Origin of the sequence: Stenotrophomonas sp. FR012, assembly GCF_047520565.2 — a bacterium.
In the GTDB taxonomy this organism is placed as follows: Bacteria; Pseudomonadota; Gammaproteobacteria; order Xanthomonadales; family Xanthomonadaceae; genus Stenotrophomonas; species Stenotrophomonas sepilia.
Map to the genome: position 1 here is coordinate 444,930 of NZ_JAXBQL020000001.1, position 15,897 is coordinate 460,826.

The 15,897-nt window shown below is 66.6% G+C and carries 14 protein-coding genes and 3 tRNA genes; 6 read left to right on the forward strand and 11 right to left on the reverse strand.

Annotated features, from left to right (window positions below; all coding sequences use genetic code 11):
* The first annotated feature begins 67 nt into the window (after positions 1–67).
* Together ACM0O9_RS02185 and ACM0O9_RS02190 are read left to right on the forward strand one after the other, a co-directional pair.
* The gene (locus ACM0O9_RS02185; protein ID WP_005417825.1) at positions 68–625 is read left to right on the forward strand and encodes a DUF3011 domain-containing protein; all 558 of its coding nucleotides are present in this window, start codon (positions 68–70) and stop codon (positions 623–625) included.
* Positions 626–796: 171 nt separating this feature from the next.
* Positions 797–1,000: a hypothetical protein gene (locus tag ACM0O9_RS02190; RefSeq protein WP_005417823.1), complete on the forward strand. Its 204-nt coding sequence runs from the start codon at positions 797–799 to the stop codon at positions 998–1,000.
* Positions 1,001–1,132: 132 nt separating this feature from the next.
* Here the strand turns inward: ACM0O9_RS02190 and dxs are convergent, their stop codons facing one another.
* The 7 genes from dxs to ACM0O9_RS02225 form a co-directional block, all read right to left on the reverse strand.
* Positions 1,133–3,040: a 1-deoxy-D-xylulose-5-phosphate synthase gene (gene dxs / locus ACM0O9_RS02195; protein WP_065186075.1), complete on the reverse strand. Its 1,908-nt coding sequence runs from the start codon at positions 3,038–3,040 to the stop codon at positions 1,133–1,135.
* Between the two features lie 105 nt (positions 3,041–3,145).
* Positions 3,146–3,811, reverse strand: a complete 666-nt coding sequence (locus tag ACM0O9_RS02200; RefSeq protein ID WP_032954353.1) for an HNH endonuclease — start codon at positions 3,809–3,811, stop codon at positions 3,146–3,148.
* A gap of 412 nt (positions 3,812–4,223) precedes the next feature.
* Positions 4,224–6,014: an acyl-CoA dehydrogenase C-terminal domain-containing protein gene (locus ACM0O9_RS02205; RefSeq protein WP_065196611.1), complete on the reverse strand. Its 1,791-nt coding sequence runs from the start codon at positions 6,012–6,014 to the stop codon at positions 4,224–4,226.
* Between the two features lie 64 nt (positions 6,015–6,078).
* On the reverse strand, positions 6,079–6,555 hold the full coding sequence (locus ACM0O9_RS02210; protein WP_065196612.1) for an LEA/WHy family protein: 477 nt from the start codon (positions 6,553–6,555) through the stop codon (positions 6,079–6,081).
* 163 nt (positions 6,556–6,718) lie between these two features.
* Positions 6,719–7,270 (reverse strand): lipocalin family protein, encoded by a 552-nt coding sequence (locus ACM0O9_RS02215; RefSeq protein WP_235649395.1) that lies wholly within the window; start codon positions 7,268–7,270, stop codon positions 6,719–6,721.
* A gap of 159 nt (positions 7,271–7,429) precedes the next feature.
* Positions 7,430–7,505 (reverse strand) — tRNA-Phe (locus ACM0O9_RS02220).
* Between the two features lie 71 nt (positions 7,506–7,576).
* A tRNA-Phe gene (locus tag ACM0O9_RS02225) sits at positions 7,577–7,652 on the reverse strand.
* A 364-nt stretch (positions 7,653–8,016) separates the two neighbouring features.
* Between ACM0O9_RS02225 and curA the strand changes: the two genes are divergently transcribed.
* Entirely contained in the window at positions 8,017–9,042 is a 1,026-nt protein-coding gene (gene curA, locus ACM0O9_RS02230) for an NADPH-dependent curcumin/dihydrocurcumin reductase (RefSeq protein ID WP_005417804.1), read from the forward strand.
* A 79-nt stretch (positions 9,043–9,121) separates the two neighbouring features.
* Here the strand turns inward: curA and ACM0O9_RS02235 are convergent, their stop codons facing one another.
* Positions 9,122–9,964 (reverse strand): bifunctional transcriptional activator/DNA repair enzyme AdaA, encoded by an 843-nt coding sequence (locus ACM0O9_RS02235; RefSeq protein WP_005417800.1) that lies wholly within the window; start codon positions 9,962–9,964, stop codon positions 9,122–9,124.
* 132 nt (positions 9,965–10,096) lie between these two features.
* Between ACM0O9_RS02235 and ACM0O9_RS02240 the strand changes: the two genes are divergently transcribed.
* The gene (locus tag ACM0O9_RS02240; RefSeq protein WP_065186026.1) at positions 10,097–10,858 is read left to right on the forward strand and encodes an SDR family oxidoreductase; all 762 of its coding nucleotides are present in this window, start codon (positions 10,097–10,099) and stop codon (positions 10,856–10,858) included.
* Positions 10,859–10,864: 6 nt separating this feature from the next.
* Here ACM0O9_RS02240 and ACM0O9_RS02245 read toward each other — a convergent pair whose 3' ends face one another.
* A complete protein-coding gene (locus ACM0O9_RS02245; RefSeq protein ID WP_065179572.1) occupies positions 10,865–11,350 on the reverse strand; it encodes a hypothetical protein in 486 nt (161 codons plus the stop codon).
* A gap of 164 nt (positions 11,351–11,514) precedes the next feature.
* Between ACM0O9_RS02245 and ACM0O9_RS02250 the strand changes: the two genes are divergently transcribed.
* Entirely contained in the window at positions 11,515–11,685 is a 171-nt protein-coding gene (locus ACM0O9_RS02250; RefSeq protein WP_196769417.1) for a hypothetical protein, read from the forward strand.
* 60 nt (positions 11,686–11,745) lie between these two features.
* Here ACM0O9_RS02250 and ACM0O9_RS02255 read toward each other — a convergent pair.
* Positions 11,746–11,821 (reverse strand) — tRNA-Ala (locus ACM0O9_RS02255).
* Positions 11,822–12,319: 498 nt separating this feature from the next.
* Between ACM0O9_RS02255 and ACM0O9_RS02260 the strand changes: the two genes are divergently transcribed.
* Positions 12,320–14,650: a TonB-dependent receptor gene (locus ACM0O9_RS02260; protein WP_235649394.1), complete on the forward strand. Its 2,331-nt coding sequence runs from the start codon at positions 12,320–12,322 to the stop codon at positions 14,648–14,650.
* 132 nt (positions 14,651–14,782) lie between these two features.
* On the opposite strand, the gene rnd is transcribed toward ACM0O9_RS02260, so the two are convergent.
* Entirely contained in the window at positions 14,783–15,862 is a 1,080-nt protein-coding gene (gene rnd, locus ACM0O9_RS02265; protein ID WP_414604283.1) for a ribonuclease D, read from the reverse strand.
* Between the last annotated feature and the right edge of the window lie 35 nt (positions 15,863–15,897).

Here is a 15,897-nt window from a genome sequence, read left to right on the forward strand (position 1 = left end):
GCCTCCCTCTGTGCGCCGGGCCGTGAATCCCGGATGCTTGCGCCATCGTATTCATCTGGAGATCTCGATGGGCAAGGCACTCACCTGGCGCACCCTGGCCTGCACCCTGTTGCCGATGCTGGCGGCCGCCGGCGGCGCCCAGGCGCAGAGCTATGGCTACGGCTACGACGACGACCGCTATGGCGGCCGCGATGGCAGTGGCATCGTGCGCTGCGAGTCGGTCAAGAACCGCAGCAACGAGTGCCGCCTGGATGGCCGCGCGCGGCTGATCCGCCAGTTGTCCGGTTCGCCCTGTGTGGAAGGTGAGACCTGGGGCCAGTCGCGCAACGGCGTCTGGGTCACACAGGGGTGCCGTGCCGAATTCGTCGGTGAATACCGCCGCGGCGGCGGCTGGGGCGGCAATGGCGGCGGCTGGGGCAACGGCAATGGATGGGGGGGCGGCGATGTGGTTACCTGCCATTCCAATGGCCACCGGCAGGAGTACTGCGATGCCCGCATCCGCCGGGGCGTGCGCCTGATCCGCCAGGACTCGCGCAGTGCCTGCATCGAAGGCCAGAGCTGGGGCTGGGATCGCCGCGGCATCTGGGTGAGCGATGGCTGCAGGGCGCAGTTCCAGGTGAACTGAGCTTTACGGATTCAACCCATGAAAATCAGAATAATCTGATACAGCTCACATTTTGAACGCCGTATCGTCTGTGATCAGGGTGCCTTGCGTGCCCTGATTCCCGATGTCGATTGCCGTAGCCGGCATCAGCATCGCGCCGCCGTCGATACGCTGCCTCAAGGAGTGAGCTGCATGTTGATCCGCCTGCAATGCGAACAGCGCCAGTGGCGCGTGCTGCACCCGGATAGGCCGGAGCCAATCGAGTTCCGTGATGGCGCACGAGCCTATGACTTTGCCGAGACCCTGGCCCGCCTGCACTTCGTCGACACCGGGCAGCGCGCCGCCGTGCGCGTGGAGGCCAGCGGGGCGTTCGTGGAAGCGGTCAGTTACGGTTGAGCGTGGGGCGCCTGCCGGGGCAGGCCTGCGGGGTCCGGCCATCCACGCATGGCGTGGAACCACCTGCTTCCACCATGGAAGGTGCGAGCCTTCGGCTGCACCTTCCCGTGATGCGTGGATTCCTGATCGGCCTCAGCCCGCTGCGCTCAGCGGTGGGCTGCCTGCGGCCAGCTGTGGCCAACGCTTGAGCACGGCGGCGCGGATGCCGGCCGCATCGATACCGGCTTCGGCCAGCAGGTCCTCGCGGCTGGCGTGGTGCTGGTAGCTGTCGGGCAGGCCCAGGTGCAGGATCGGACGCAGCACGCCTTCGGCATTGAGCAGTTCACCGACACCGGAACCGGCACCGCCGGCCACGACGTTGTCTTCGATCGTGACCAGGCCCTCGTGCTGCGCGGCCATGGTCAGCACCAGCTCGCGATCCAGTGGCTTGATGAAGCGCATGTTGACCACGCTCAGGCCCAGTTCGCGGCCGACCTGCTCGGCGGCGGGCACGGTGCTGCCGAAGGCAAGCAGGGCGATGCGGTTGCCCTGCAGGCGCAGCTCGCCCTTGCCGATCGGCAGGGTCGACAGGTCGGTGCCGGCCGCAACGCCGGTACCCGTACCGCGCGGGTAGCGCACGGCCGCCGGACCCGGGTGCTGCAGGCCGGTGCTGAGCATCTGCCGGCACTCGGCTTCATTGGAGGGTGCCATCACCACCATGTTCGGCACGCAGCGCAGGAAGCTGAGGTCGAGGTTGCCGGCGTGGGTCGCGCCGTCCGGACCGACCACGCCAGCGCGGTCGATCGCAAACAGCACGTCCAGATCCTGGATCGCCACGTCGTGCACCAGCTGGTCGTACGCTCGCTGCAGGAAGGTGGAGTAGATCGCCACCACCGGCTTGCCACCCTGGGTGGCCATGCCGGCGGCGAGGGTGACCGCGTGCTGCTCGGCGATCGCCACGTCGAAATAGCGCTGCGGGTATTCCTTGCTGAAGCGCACCAGGCCAGAGCCTTCGCGCATCGCCGGAGTGATGCCGTAGAGGCGCGGCTCGGCGGCGGCGGCATCGCACAGCCAGTCGCTGAATACATCGGTATAGGTCGGCATCTTGGCCCCGGCCTTGGCCACCAGGCCCTTGTCCGGATCGAACGGGCCCACGGCGTGGTAACCGATCTGATCGCCTTCTGCCGGCTCGTAGCCCTTGCCCTTGGTGGTCATCACATGCAGCAGCTTCGGGCCCTTGGAGGCGCGCAGCGTCTTCAGGGTGGACAACAGCGCCGGCATGTCGTGGCCGTCGATCGGGCCGGTGTAGTGGAAGCCCATTTCCTCGAACATCGTGGAGGGCACGAACATGCCCTTCCAGTGTTCTTCCCAGCGCTTCACGAAACGCGCCGGGTTGTTCTTCTTGTCACCGAGGATCTTCTTGCCACCTTCGCGCAGCGCGTTGAGCGTACGGCTGCCGGTCGCTCGGCCCAGCATCTTGGTCAGGCCGCCCACTGCCTCGGAGATCGACATGTTGTTGTCGTTGAGGATCACCAGCAGGTTCGGCTCCGGCTCCATGCCACCAGCGTGCATCAGCGCCTCGAACGCCATGCCGGCAGTCATCGCGCCGTCACCGATCACTGCCACGACCTTGCGGTCGTCGCCTTCGGACTGGCGGGCGATGGCCATGCCGAGCGCGGCCGAGATCGAGGTGGAGGAGTGGCCGACGCCGAAGGTGTCGTACTCGCTTTCCTCGCGCTTCGGGAACGGCGCGACACCGTCCTTCTGCTTGACAGTATGGATCTCGTCGCGGCGGCCGGTCAGGATCTTGTGCGGGTAGGTCTGATGGCCGACGTCCCACACCAGCTGGTCGACCGGGGTCTGGTACAGATAGTGCAGGACCACGGTGAGCTCGATGACGCCCAGGCCGGCGGCGAAGTGACCTCCGCTCTTGCCCACCGATTCGATGAGGTAGGCGCGCAGTTCGTCGGCGACCGCCCTCAATTCGGATTCGTCGAACGTGCGCAGGTCATCCGGTGTCTGGATGCGCGCGAGGCGGGGATAGCGGGCAGAGTCGATCATCATGTTCGCACTTTTTCTGAACGCCCATTTTCGCCCTCAAACGGGGGTGGGGCAAGCAAACGCCGCCGTCCGTGACAGGACGGTGAGGGTTGCATTTTCGGGCGTTCAGGTGCTGAGTTTCGAGCGCTTGGGCAACTGCGCCTTCAGGAAGGCCATCTGGTCGGCCAGGATGTTGCGGTTGGACAGGATCAGGTGCTCGATCCAGCTGGGCCGGTAGGGCACTGCCAGCAGGGGCATGCCGGCCTGCTGCGGGGTGCGGTCGCTCTTGCGCGAATTGCAGTGGAAGCACGCGGTGACCACGTTTTCCCAGCAGTCCAGGCCACCTTTGGACAGCGGCATGACATGGTCGCGGGTAAGCGTCGGGCGGGTGAACTGCTGGCCGCAGTACATGCACAGATGGGCGTCGCGGGCGAACAGGGCCTGATTGGTCAGGTTCGGCGTGGGGTCGATCGCGCGGGAGCGGGCGTGGCCGCGGGCGGCGATGATCGGGTGCAGGTCCATGCCGCTCTGCAGGCCGCTGAAGCGGTTGGTGCCACCGTGGATGTGCAGGCAGGGATCGCCGAGCGTCCAGGCCACTGCCTCGCGGGCGTAGAGGCAGGCCGCATCCTGCCAGGTGATCCAGTCCAGTACGCGTCCGTGGGCATCAAGCGAGAGCAGCCGGACCGAACCGGGGCGATGCAGCGTCGTGGCGTTGGGCGATGCTTCGGCGCCCGGAGCAGAAAACGGAGCTCCGGCTTCGATCAGACCCAAGCGTGTAGTGTCTGTCTCCATCGGGAGAACAGCTTATACCTGAATGTTGACGATTTGTGTATCGCCGGCAGGCGATACACAAATCGTCAACATTCAGGTCCGCGCATTCCACCTATTCCCCGCGCCTTCGGCGCGCCCCCTTTAACAAAAGGGGGCTCTTCTCCAGAGGGATGGTCGGGGGTGGGCTGCCGGGCCGGGGTCGGATCCCTTTCCACAGGAAAGGGCTCTGACCCCTCATCCACGCGTGGCGTGGATCTACTGTGTTGACCAAGGTCGACACCTACCAACAGCAGCGGAAATCTGTCGAAGGCGGGGTGGGTCCGGTGGCGTGCGCCGTCCCCCGCAATTGGACCCACCTCGCCATCCCGCAGGAAGCCGGCTGTTGCGGTTGCCGGCCAGCGGCCGGCACTACCGGTGCCGGGCGACGCCCGGCTCAGGCGCCGAATCGCTCGTCGTCCATCGCCATCAGCGGGGCGGCGCCGGACTGGATCGCAGCGGCGTGGCTGAGCGTGCGCGGCAGCACACGGGCGAAGTAGAACCGCGCGGTCTCGCGCTTGCCCTGGGCGAAGGCGGCGCCGTGCGCGCTGGCATCGGCGGCGGCGACGCTGCGGGCCCACCAGTAGGCCAGCACCACGTAACCCGAATAGAACAGGTAGTCGTAGCTGGCCGCGCCCAGTTCGTCCGGATTGCCGGCCGCGCGCTGGAGCACATCCATCGTCAGCTTGCCCCATTCGGCGGCCTTGGCGCGCAGCGGGCCAATGAACTCGGCCAGCGCTTCGTTGCCCTCGTGTTCCTTGGCGAAGGCTTCGATCTCGGCCAGCATCAGCTTCAGGCCGGCGCCCTGGCTGGACGCGGTCTTGCGGCCGATCAGGTCCAGCGCCTGGATGCCGGTAGTGCCTTCATACAGCGTGGTGATGCGGGCGTCGCGGGCCAGCTGCTCCATGCCGTGCTCGCGGATGTAGCCGTGGCCACCGAAGCACTGCAGGGCGTTGTAGGTGTTCTCGATGCCCCATTCGGTCTGGCAGGCCTTCGAGATCGGCGTCAGGAAGCTCACCAGGGTGTCGGCGCGCTCGCGCTCAGCGGCATCCTCGGCATGGTGGGCAACGTCGATGAGGGTGGCGGCGTGCAGCGCCAGCAGGCGGCTGCCTTCGACCAGCGACTTCACCGTCAGCAGCATGCGGCGCACATCCGGGTGGACCAGGATCGGGTCGGCCGGCTTGTCCGGGAACCTGGCACCACTCAGGGCGCGCGACTGCAGGCGCTCACGGCTGTACTTCAGCGCGTTCTGGTAGGCGCGCTCGGACAGGCCGATGCCCTGCAGGCCGACCCCCAGGCGCGCGGTGTTCATCATGGTGAACATCGCCTGCAGGCCCTTGTGCGGCTGGCCGACCAGGTAGCCCTGCGCGCCATCGAAGTTCATCACGCAGGTGACCGACCCCTTGATGCCCATCTTGTGCTCGATCGAGCCGCAGCGCAGTGCGTTGCGCTCGCCGACGTTGCCGTCGCGGTCGACCTTGAACTTCGGGGTGACGAACAGCGAGATGCCCTTGGCACCTGGGGGAGCGTCGGGCAGCTTGGCCAGCACCAGGTGCACGATGTTCCCGGTCAGGTCATGCTCGCCGGCGGTGATGAAGATCTTGGTGCCGGTGATCGAATAGCTCCCATCGGCGTTCGGCTCGGCCTTGGTCTTGAGCAGGCCGAGGTCGGTACCGCAGTGCGGTTCGGTCAGGCACATGGTGCCGGTCCAGCGGCCCTCGATCAGCGGCTTGAGGAAAGCCTCGTGCTGCCAGGCCTCGCCGTGCTGCTTCAGTGCTTCGATGGCGCCGTGGGAGAGCAGCGGGAAGTTGCCCCACGCCAGGTTGGCGGCATTGATCATTTCGTTCAGCGGCACGCCCAGAGTGTGCGGCAGGCCCTGGCCGCCCAGCTCCGGCGAGGCGGTCAGGCCGGTCCAGCCGCCATCGACGAACTGGTCGTAGGCCTGCTTGAAGCCGGGCGGGGTGGTCACTTCACCGGTGGCCTGGTCGAGCACGCAGCCGATCTCGTCGCCGACGCTGTTGAGCGGGGCCAGTACGGTGGCGCTGAAGCGGCCGGCTTCCTCCAGCACGGCATCGACCACGTCGGCGGTGGCGTCGGTGAAGCCCAGGCGGGCGAACAGGGGTTCGACCTTGAGCACGTCGTGCAGGGCGAAACGGAGGTCGGAAAGCGGGGCGGTGTAGCTGCTCATCGGTACGTCTCGATTTGATCAGGGCAGGGGAGAGCGGCGCCGGGCGCCGCCACGAAAGGCGCGTTCAGCGCAGCACGCCGGGCAGGCCGGGGGCCTGGTTGAGGGTGCTGCGGCTGCTGATGTCGAAGCTGCGCTGCTTCTTTTCCTGCGGCGTGGCCGCCACCGTTCCCTTCAGGCCATAGGCCAGGGTGCGGTTGCTGGCCAGCGCATCGGCCACCACCAGGCGCGCGGCCGAGCTGGGCACGAGGTCGACATTGATGACGTCGGCGGAGGTTCCGCCGATGGAGATGCCGGGCTTGGCGTGCAGGGTGCCGGCTTCGTTGTCGCCGACGGTCAGCGCCAGCGAGATGTCATCGAAGGTCATCGGCATCGAGCTGAAGTTCTGCAGGCGCAGGGCCACGGTCCAGTTGCCGTCGGCACGCACGGTCAGCTGCTGCAGGCTGGCCGCCGGTTCCGAAACACGCTTGACGATGCCGTTGTTGCAGGCAACAAGGGCGAGGGTGCACAGGACAATCAAGGCGATACGGAAACGGTGGAGCATGGGCGCAAGTCCTCTGGAGGGGTGCGTTTGGATAAGCATACTACGGCGTATGGTTGTTTGGATCGCCTGTGGCGACCCGTCGCAGAGGGTAGCGCGTGAAGATGGCGGCCGGGCGTGCGCGGTGCCGGACCGCGCGCGCGCGGCGCCGCGGTTGCGACGCGGTTCAATCGGTGGGCGTATCGCGAAGCGGGGCCATCAGGCGCAGCGGGCGCAGGTCGTAGCCCATGGCCTCGGCTTTTTCTTTCAGCGCTTCGAAGCGTGCGCGATCCATTTCCGGCAGGCGCGAGAGGATCCACAGGTACTTCCGGTCCGGTTCACCGACCAGTGCCCACTGATAGTCCGGGTCCAGCGCCAGCACCCAGTAGTCGGCCCAGACCAGCGGGACCCAGCTCAGCCAGTCCGGCGCGAAGCGCACCTGCAACTGGCCGGGATGGCCGGCCACCGCGCGTGCCACGCCTTCGGCGACCACGCGCTCACCGTCGCCGTTGCGGCAGGCGTTGGTGACACTGATGCGGCCATCGCTGCGCAGTCCGTAGTTGGCGGTGATCTCGCCCACGCACTGCTTCTGGAACGAGACCGGAAGATGCGCAATCTCGTGCCACTGGCCGGCGTAGCGATCGATGTCCAGGCGCTCGACCGCGCGCACAGGTTCAGTGGCGATCACCGGGAAAGCGGTCAGCAGCAGGCAGGCGAACAGGGCGGGGCGCAGAGGCATCGTCAGGCTCCAGGCAGGAGTCTGGAGCGTAGGTGCCGCCGCGCATGCCGGTGTAAATGTTTCGTCAACCGGGCGTGTGCGCGGGCGCCGCATCCGCCACTCGTGCAGTGCGCGAAGCACGGACAAAAAAAGACCTGCATCTCTGCAGGTCTCGAAAGATGGTGGCCGAAGACGGAATCGAACCGCCGACACGGGGATTTTCAATCCCCTGCTCTACCAACTGAGCTACTCGGCCAAACTGTGTGGCAATCACGATCAACTGCGATTCCCGAAAAAAAGACCCGCATTTCTGCAGGCTGTCGAACGTGGTGGCCGAGGACGGAATCGAACCGCCGACACGGGGATTTTCAATCCCCTGCTCTACCAACTGAGCTACTCGGCCACGTAGTTCATTGCAGCGAGGTCGCTGCCAAGGACGCGCATATTACGGAGGTCAGCCGGCTACGGCAAGCATTTTGGCAAAAAACCTTCACATTGCCGTCTGCGCAGACGCAAGTACTTGATCCGCCGTCGCGGGGCAGGGGGGGCGCTGGATGCCGATTCATCCGTGCGCGGTGGCGCGGTGATCATCGCGTGCGGCGGAATGCAGCGGGCCACGGTGATCGACAAACGCGGCGTGGCGCGGCCTGCGCGTGGACGGCACCGATACCGGACATGGAACGCTGTTTTCGTGACCCCCATGGGGGAACGCTGCGGCGTAGTGTCGGCGTTCCTTCCTGATGCTGGCAACAGCAGAGACCGTCGTCATGTCCGACTCATCGACCACCACCCGCATCGTGCTGGCGTCGCGTCCGCAGGGGGCGCCCACTGCAGCCAATTTCCGCCTGGAGCAGGCCGCGCTGCCGCCCTTGGGCGACGGTGAGGTGCTGCTGCGCAATCGCTACCTCTCACTGGACCCGTACATGCGTGGACGCATGGATGAGGGACCGTCGTATGCCGCGCCGGTGGCAGTGGAAGCTGTGATGGAAGGCCAGACCGTGGCCGAGGTATTGCAGTCCAGGGCTGCGGGTGTCGCAGTGGGCGAACGGGTGCTGGCGCCGGGCGGGTGGCAGACCCACGCGGTGCTGCCGGCCAAGGCGCTGGGCCGCCGCCTGGACCCGGCCGGGCTGCCGTTGAGTACGGCGCTGGGGGTGTATGGCATGCCGGGCTTCACCGCCTATTCCAGCCTTCATGAAATCGCCCGCCTGCAGCCGGGAGAGACGCTGGTGGTGGCCGCCGCAACGGGGCCGGTCGGCGCGACTGTGGCGCAGTTGGCCAAGCTGCAGGGCGCGCGCGTGGTGGCCATCGCCGGTGGCGAGGCCAAGCGTGCCTATCTGCAGACGCTGGGCGTGGACGTGGCGCTGGATCATCGCGCTGCTGGTTTTGCCGAGCAGCTGCGCGCGGCGGTGCCTGCGGGTATCGACGTGTACTTCGAGAACGTCGGGGGCCATGTACTGGATGCGGTGCTGCCATTGCTCAACGACTTCGCCCGCATTCCGGTGTGCGGCACCATCGCCACCTACAACAATCGTGGCGTCGCGCAGCCTGGCCCGGACCGCCTGCCGGCGCTGTTCAGCCAGATCCTGCGCCAGCGCCTGACCGTGCGCGGTTTCATCGTGCACGACTTCAAGCACCTGTGGCCGGACTTCGAGCGCGAGATGGCGCAGTGGCTGCGCGAGGGCCGCGTCCAGTACCGCGAGGACGTGGTGGAAGGGCTGGAGAAGGCGCCGGAAGCCTTCTTTGGCCTGCTGCAGGGGCGCAACTTCGGCAAGCTGGTGGTGAAGCTGGACTGAGGGCTTGGCCGATGCCGGCCAAGGTTGGCGGCTACCGGAGGTTGGGGGCGCCGACAAGGTCGGCGGCTTGCGGGTCGCGTCAGCCGTTGGCGACCTTTTCCCGGCGCAGCAGTTCGCGCTTGCGTGCCACGCCCCAGGCATAGCCGGACAGGTCGCCGTCGCGGCGCACCACCCGGTGGCAGGGCACCGCCACGGCCAGCGGATTGCTTGCGCAGGCGCGTGCCACCGCGCGGCTCGATCGCGGCGCGCCGATACGCGCGGCGATTTCGGCATATGAGGCCGTCTGTCCGCGCGGAATCTGCTGCAGCGCCTGCCATACACGTTGCTGGAAGGCCGTGCCGCGGATGTCCAGCGGCAGCGTGGCTCCTCGCGAGGGATCCTCGACCAGGCCCACCACCTGTGCCACCAGTTGTTCATAGCCGCTGTCGGCCCCGACCAGTTCGGCCTGGCGGAAGCGCTGCTGCAGTGACTGCAGCAGCGCTTCCGGATCGTCGCCGAGCAGGATCGCGACCACGCCGGTGGCACTGCTGGCCACCAGCACGCTGCCCAACGAACTTTCGGCAAGCGCGAAGTGGATGACTTCGCCGCGACCACCGGCACGCCATTGCTTCGGCGTCATGCCCAGCAGCTTCGGCGCGTTCTCGTAGAAGCGTCCGCTGGAGCCGAAGCCGGCATCGTGGAAGGCGTCGGTGATGCGTTCCTGTTGTTCCAGCCCGGTGCGCAGGCGGTCGGCGCGCAGCGCGGCAGCGTACTGCTTCGGGGTCAACCCGGTTGCTTCCTTGAAAAGGCGATGCAGACGGGTTGGGCTGCAACCCGCGATCCCGGCCAGTTCCTGCAGCGAGGGTTCGTCGTGGCTGGCTTGAAGGTGGCGGCAAACCCGTTCGACGCGGGCATCGAGGGCGGTGGTGGCGGTGCTGTCCATGGCCGGATTCTGGCACGTGCTGGTTCTGCGGAAACTCCGTTTCCTGCACCGATGGGCCGGGCCCGGAAACGGAGTGTTGGCAGGCGATAGGCGCGGCATCGTGGCGGCCACTTCACAACCGGTACCACGACCATGCGGCTGAACAACAAGATTGCTCTCATCACCGGTGCCAGCGCCGGCATCGGCCGCGCCAGCGCGCTGCGCTTCGCTGCAGAAGGGGCAAAGCTGGTGCTCAACGCACGGCGGCCAGAGCCGCTGCAGGCGCTGGCCGAGCAGATCCGCGCCGCCGGTGGCGAGGTGGTGGTGCATGCCGCGGACGTGGCTGATCCGGCCACGGCACCGGCGCTGGTGGAACTGGCCCAGCAGTCATTCGGTGGGTTGGACATCGCGCTCAACAATGCCGGCATGCTCGGCCCCGGTGCACCGGCAGCAGAGTTCCCGGTGGATGCGTGGCGCGAGGTGATGGCCACCAATCTCGATGCCGCCTTCCATGCCGCACGCGCCCAGTTGCCGGCGTTGCTGGCACGCGGCGGTGGCTCACTGGTGTTTGTCGGCACCTTCGTCGGCCACACCGTCGGCTTCCCGGGAATGGCGGCCTATGCGTCGAGCAAGGCCGGCTTGATCGGCCTGAGCCAGGTGATCGCCGCCGAATACGGCGCGCGTGGCGTGCGCAGCAACGTGCTGCTGCCCGGGGGCACCGATACCGAGATGGGCCGGCAGGCGGCACCGACCGGTGATGCGCGTGATTTCGTGCGCTCGCTGCACGCGCTCAAGCGCATCGCCGAGCCGGAGGAGATCGCCAATGCGGCGTTGTTCCTGGCCAGCGATGAAAGCAGCTTCGTTACCGGTACCGCAATGCGCGTTGAAGGCGGCGTGTCGATCACCCGAACCTGAGCGCCGTCACGTGCGAGGCGCGTAGCGGATGCCGCTGCTGGCCATGAATCCCTTCGGGTCGAACCGGGCCCAGGCCTCGCCCCAGCCGAAGCGGGCGTGGCCACCTGCCAGTTTGCGCCCCAGTGCCGTGGTCAGGGTGCGTCGCATGAAAGCGACTTCGGCATCGATCGCGGCCTGGGTCGGCCAGCCGTCTTCCAGTGTCGCATCAGGCAGATCGACGCCCATCGTCACCCTGTCGAGCTGTTGCCCGTGGAAGCCCAGGCTGATGCCAGCGGGCGCACCGCCCAGGCTGAGCCGGTGCAGGCTGAGCCAGTGATAGCCGGTGCCGACATCGCGCTCCCCTCGCACCAGCGCGGCAAAGGCGACGCGCGCTTCGTCCAGTGACAAGGTGGGGCCGATCAATGCTGGCAGGTTGCCGAGCTGGATGCTGCCGTCGGTTGGATTGAAGTTCATCGGCACCGTGTGTGCCGCGTGCTGGGCGGGCGGGGGCATGGGTGTACGCGGAATTCGTGCTGCATCGGATTCTGGGCGTGTGTTCACCGTCACAGCAAGTGGGTTCGTGCACACGCTGTTGGCGCGGGACTGACCTGTGGATTACCCGCCGGCCTCTAGCGTGGGGCAGAACGTCGGCCTGATGCCGATGAGGGAGTAATCAGATGAACGAGCCAGACAAGGATCAGGACCCGAAGCAGGGCATCCAGGAAAGCCGCCAGGACCGGAAGCAGGACAACGTGGCGAAGCAGCGGCCGGGCCAGTGCGACCAACAGGTGCGTGATGCGCATTCGCGCAGCCCGCGCCGCAAGGATGGCGGCCAGGAACCCGCCTAGGCGGATTCCAGACAAGAAAAAACCCGTAGATCGCCAGGATCTACAGGTTCTTCTGAATAGTGGTGGAGCCAAGGAGGATCGAACTCCTGACCTCGTCATTGCGAACGACGCGCTCTCCCAGCTGAGCTATGGCCCCACGGCAGGGCTGCAGTGTAGCGCTGCCTGCCGGGCTTGCCAAGCGCCGGGCAGGGACGACGCAAGGCCTGGATCCACCGCCGTGCCGGCCGGATTCGGGCCAGTGCTTGGCGCAGCAGGGCGAGTTCGACAGAGACCAGGCGTTGCGCAAGGCAATGCCGGGGGCGGCAGCAATGAGCAGTCGTCCCGCGAAGCCGTGGCGCCGTACAAGTAAAGGCGAGAGTTGGTTTCGCAGCGCGCATGCGGGCGACTTGCGAGGGTCGATGTCGCGCTGACCCGGCTGCCAGGAGCTTCGGGGTCAGATCCGTTTTCCTTGGGAGAACGGAGCTGACCCCAAGGTGGTGCCGGCGGACTGTGCCGAAACCGCTTGTTTCGCCGGGTTCGGGTGCCGCGCAACGAAATCGTAACAATTTGGGGGATAATGGCCGCTTGCGCAGTTTTCCCCCCTTTTTGCCGCCCGGCTCGCGCAGGCCGCACGGACGCCTCCTCAGAGCATTCCATGCCCTCCCATTCCGATTCCCGCCGCCTGTCGGGTCTGTCGTCTTCCTTCGTTTCCTTCCGCCGCCATCCGCTGGCCCTGGCCTGCGCCGGCCTGGCTCTGGTCGGCAGCTTCGGTGCCGTCGCGCAGGACAGCGCGCCGACCCCGACCGGCCTGGACACGATCACCGTGACCGCCGAACACCGTGAGCAGAACCTGCAGGAAGTGCCGGTCTCGGTGGGTGTGGTACAGGGCGAGCGCATGCGCGACTTCACCGCCGGCGGCGACGACACCCTGCTGGCACTGTCCGGCCGCGTGCCGAGCCTGTATGCGGAAACCACCACCGGCCGCATCTTCCCGCGCTTCTATATCCGTGGCCTGGGCAATATCGACTTCTACCTGGGGGCCTCGCAGCCGGTGTCGATCATCCAGGACGATGTGGTGCTGGAGCACGTGGTGCTGAAGTCCAACCCGGTCTATGACGTGGACCAGGTGGAAGTGCTGCGTGGCCCGCAGGGCTCGCTGTTCGGCCGCAACACCACCGCCGGCATCGTCAAGTTCGACACCCTGAAGCCGACCCAGGACTACACCGGCCGGGTCAGCGCCAGCTACGCGACCTACAACAGCGTGTCGATCGACGGCGGCTTCGGCGGTCCGATCAATGACATCGCCTCGTTCCGCGTGTCGGCGCTGTACCAGCACCGCGATGACTACGTCGACAACACCTACAAGGGCCCGAGTGCCGACGGCACGGTCAGCCCGAAGAAGAACGCGATGGGCGGCTTCGATGACCGCAACGTGCGCGCGCAGCTGCTGCTGACCCCGAGCGACCAGTTCTCGATCCTGGCCTCGGCCCACGCCCGTGATTACGAAGGTACCTCGACCCTGTTCCTGCGCGGTGCGCTGACCAAGGGCTCGAACAAGACCGACGTGCCGCGCGACAAGGTTGCCTACGACGAAGCCGACAACAATCCGCAGGCCTACAAGACCTACGGCGGCTCGGTGAAGGCACGTTACGACTTCGGCGCGATCGACTTCACCTCAATCACCGCCTACGAAACCACCTCGGGCTACAGCCGTGGCGACACCGACGGCGGCGCTGCGGTGAACTTCCCGGTGAACGGCGTGCCGAACGGCTACGGCCAGTCGATGGGCCGCATCCGCGACCTGGACCAGTGGACCCAGGAATTCCGCCTGGCCAGCCATGACGACAGCGCGCTGCAGTGGCAGGCCGGTGCGTTCTACTTCAACGGCAGCGACACCACCGACTTCTACCAGCGCGCCTGGTTCCTGCAGGGCGCGGCCCGCAACCCGAACAACTGGGTGCGCCTGCGCAACAAGAACACCTCGTGGGCCGGTTTCGGCCAGCTGAGCTATGCCTTCACCGACAAGTTCACCGTCACGGCCGGCCTGCGCCAGACCCGGGACGAGAAGCACACCCGCCTGCTGAAGACGGCTGACACTGCCGCTGGCGTGGTCACCTACAAGGGCCGCACCGACGTCAAGATGTCCGACACCACCCCGAGCTGGGATCTGAGCGCGATGTATCAGATCACGCCGGACGTAAGCGTCTATGCCAAGGTCGCCCGCGGTTTCCGCGGCCCGACCATCCAGGGCCGCTCGGCCGTGTTCAATGCCGACTTCACCACCGCCGATTCCGAGACCATCCTGTCCTGGGAAGCGGGCGTGAAGAGCAGCCTGTGGGACAACCGCCTGCGCTTGAACGCCACCGCGTTCACCTACACCGTCAACGACATCCAGCTCAACGGCAACGATTCGGACGGCAACGGCGTGCTGTTCAACGCCGACAAGGCCAAGGCCTATGGTTTCGAAGCGGACATGGAGCTGCGCCCGATCCCGAACCTGACCCTGAGCGCCGGCTTGAGCCTGCTGCACAGCGAGATCAAGGACAAGCGCGTCTACGCGCAGGTCTGCGGCCTCAATGGCCAGGTGGTGTGCACGGTGAATGACCCGACCATCAAGGTCGGTGCCAACACCTTCGCGCAGATCGACGGCAACCCGCTGCCGAACGCGCCGAAGTACAACGTCAACCTGGCCGCCCGTTACGACTTCCCGGTCAGCGACGCGGGCACCATGTTCGTGTCCACCGACTGGAACAAGCAGGGCTACACCAGCTTCGTGCTGTACGACAGCAAGGAGTTCAACTCCAAAGGTGATTTCGAAGGCGGCCTGAAGATCGGCTACTCGGGCAACTATGGTGCCTACGAAGTGGCGCTGTTCGCGCGAAACATCACCAACGAGAAGAACCTCAAGGGTGTGATCGAGAACTACATGGCGGCGGTCTACAACGAACCGCGTACCGTCGGTGTCTCGCTGAACATGAACTGGTAATGCGTTGCCACGGTGGCGGGTCTTCCCGCCATCGTACTGCTGGAATGCAAAGGGCGGCCCGGTGATCCGGGTCGCCCTTTTTCATGGCCTTCGACGGTGGCCGGAACGCAATCCCGCGCCGCGCTCGGCACTTCAGCGTGCAGGCAGCAGCGCCTGCAGCCGCGACTCCAGTTCCTGCTGGCGCCAGCCGGCCAGTGCGGCCGGCCATTGGCGGCGCTCCAGGTAGCTTTCCAAATGTTTGCGCGAGGCCAGCACGCCATCCGGCAGACCCAGCTCGCGGCTGCGCTCGGCAACGGCGTCCTGCAGCCTCTTCAGTGCCTGCTTGTTGGTGTCGTTGGCGGGCAATGCCAGCGGTGCCTCGACCTCATCGGCCAGCGGTGTGTCCAGCGCCTGCCACACCGCGCCGGCGAGCTTGCGCGGTGCCTTCGGGAACTGTTCAAACAGCGTGGCCAGCGCGGCGGCATCGGCCGGTGGCGTGCGTGCCAGCGTGGCGGCCAGTTCGTTGTCCAGGATCCAGCTGCGCGGGCGGTCGCTGCTGCGTGCCTGCACATCACGCCAGCGCAGCAGGCGCAGCAGGCGGCGCTGCGCGGGAGCATCGAGAAACTGCGCTGAGCGCATCGCCAGATGCGGCCAGCGGTCCTCGTCATTGGCGACGCTGGCCAGCAGGCGCTCGCCGTCGTCGTGCAGCCACTGCTGGCGGCCCAGCGCCTGCAACTTGGCATCAATGGCGTCATGCAGCGCGAACAGGTGCTCGACGTCGTCGGCGGCGTATTGCAGTTGCGACTCCGAGAGCGGACGGCGCATCCAGTCCGAGCGGGTTTCGCCCTTGGCCAGCGCCACGCCGGTGATTTCCGCGACCAGCTTCTGGTAGCCCATGCCGCCACCAATGCCGGCCAGCGAGGCGCCGATCTGTGTGTCGAACAGCGGTCGCGGCAACACGCCGCAGGTCCACTTGAAGGCAACCAGGTCTTCGCTGGCGCTGTGCATCACCTTGGTGATCGACTCATCGGCCAGCCACGGCGCCAGTGCCTCGGCCATGCCGGGAATCAGCGGATCGATCAGCAGGATGTCCTGCCCGACCGCCATCTGCACCAGAGCCAACTGCGGCCAGAACGTGCGTTCACGGATGAATTCGGTGTCCAGGCCGATGCGGGCCGGACGCTGCTGGAAGTACGCATCCAGCTCGGCGGGGGTGGTGATCCAGGTTGCCACGGGTCAGGGCCTACTACTCGGGTTTGCTCAGGCAG

What these genes read in the sequence shown, in the direction of transcription:
- ACM0O9_RS02185 (WP_005417825.1), top strand. Translation starts at nt 68, where the DNA reads ATGGGCAAGGCACTCACCTGGCGCACCCTGGCCTGCACCCTGTTGCCG.
- ACM0O9_RS02190 (WP_005417823.1), top strand. Translation starts at nt 797, where the DNA reads ATGTTGATCCGCCTGCAATGCGAACAGCGCCAGTGGCGCGTGCTGCAC.
- dxs (WP_065186075.1), bottom strand. Translation starts at nt 3,040, where the DNA reads ATGATCGACTCTGCCCGCTATCCCCGCCTCGCGCGCATCCAGACACCG.
- ACM0O9_RS02200 (WP_032954353.1), bottom strand. Translation starts at nt 3,811, where the DNA reads ATGGAGACAGACACTACACGCTTGGGTCTGATCGAAGCCGGAGCTCCG.
- ACM0O9_RS02205 (WP_065196611.1), bottom strand. Translation starts at nt 6,014, where the DNA reads ATGAGCAGCTACACCGCCCCGCTTTCCGACCTCCGTTTCGCCCTGCAC.
- ACM0O9_RS02210 (WP_065196612.1), bottom strand. Translation starts at nt 6,555, where the DNA reads ATGCTCCACCGTTTCCGTATCGCCTTGATTGTCCTGTGCACCCTCGCC.
- ACM0O9_RS02215 (WP_235649395.1), bottom strand. Translation starts at nt 7,270, where the DNA reads ATGCCTCTGCGCCCCGCCCTGTTCGCCTGCCTGCTGCTGACCGCTTTC.
- curA (WP_005417804.1), top strand. Translation starts at nt 8,017, where the DNA reads ATGTCCGACTCATCGACCACCACCCGCATCGTGCTGGCGTCGCGTCCG.
- ACM0O9_RS02235 (WP_005417800.1), bottom strand. Translation starts at nt 9,964, where the DNA reads ATGGACAGCACCGCCACCACCGCCCTCGATGCCCGCGTCGAACGGGTT.
- ACM0O9_RS02240 (WP_065186026.1), top strand. Translation starts at nt 10,097, where the DNA reads ATGCGGCTGAACAACAAGATTGCTCTCATCACCGGTGCCAGCGCCGGC.
- ACM0O9_RS02245 (WP_065179572.1), bottom strand. Translation starts at nt 11,350, where the DNA reads ATGCCCCCGCCCGCCCAGCACGCGGCACACACGGTGCCGATGAACTTC.
- ACM0O9_RS02250 (WP_196769417.1), top strand. Translation starts at nt 11,515, where the DNA reads ATGAACGAGCCAGACAAGGATCAGGACCCGAAGCAGGGCATCCAGGAA.
- ACM0O9_RS02260 (WP_235649394.1), top strand. Translation starts at nt 12,320, where the DNA reads ATGCCCTCCCATTCCGATTCCCGCCGCCTGTCGGGTCTGTCGTCTTCC.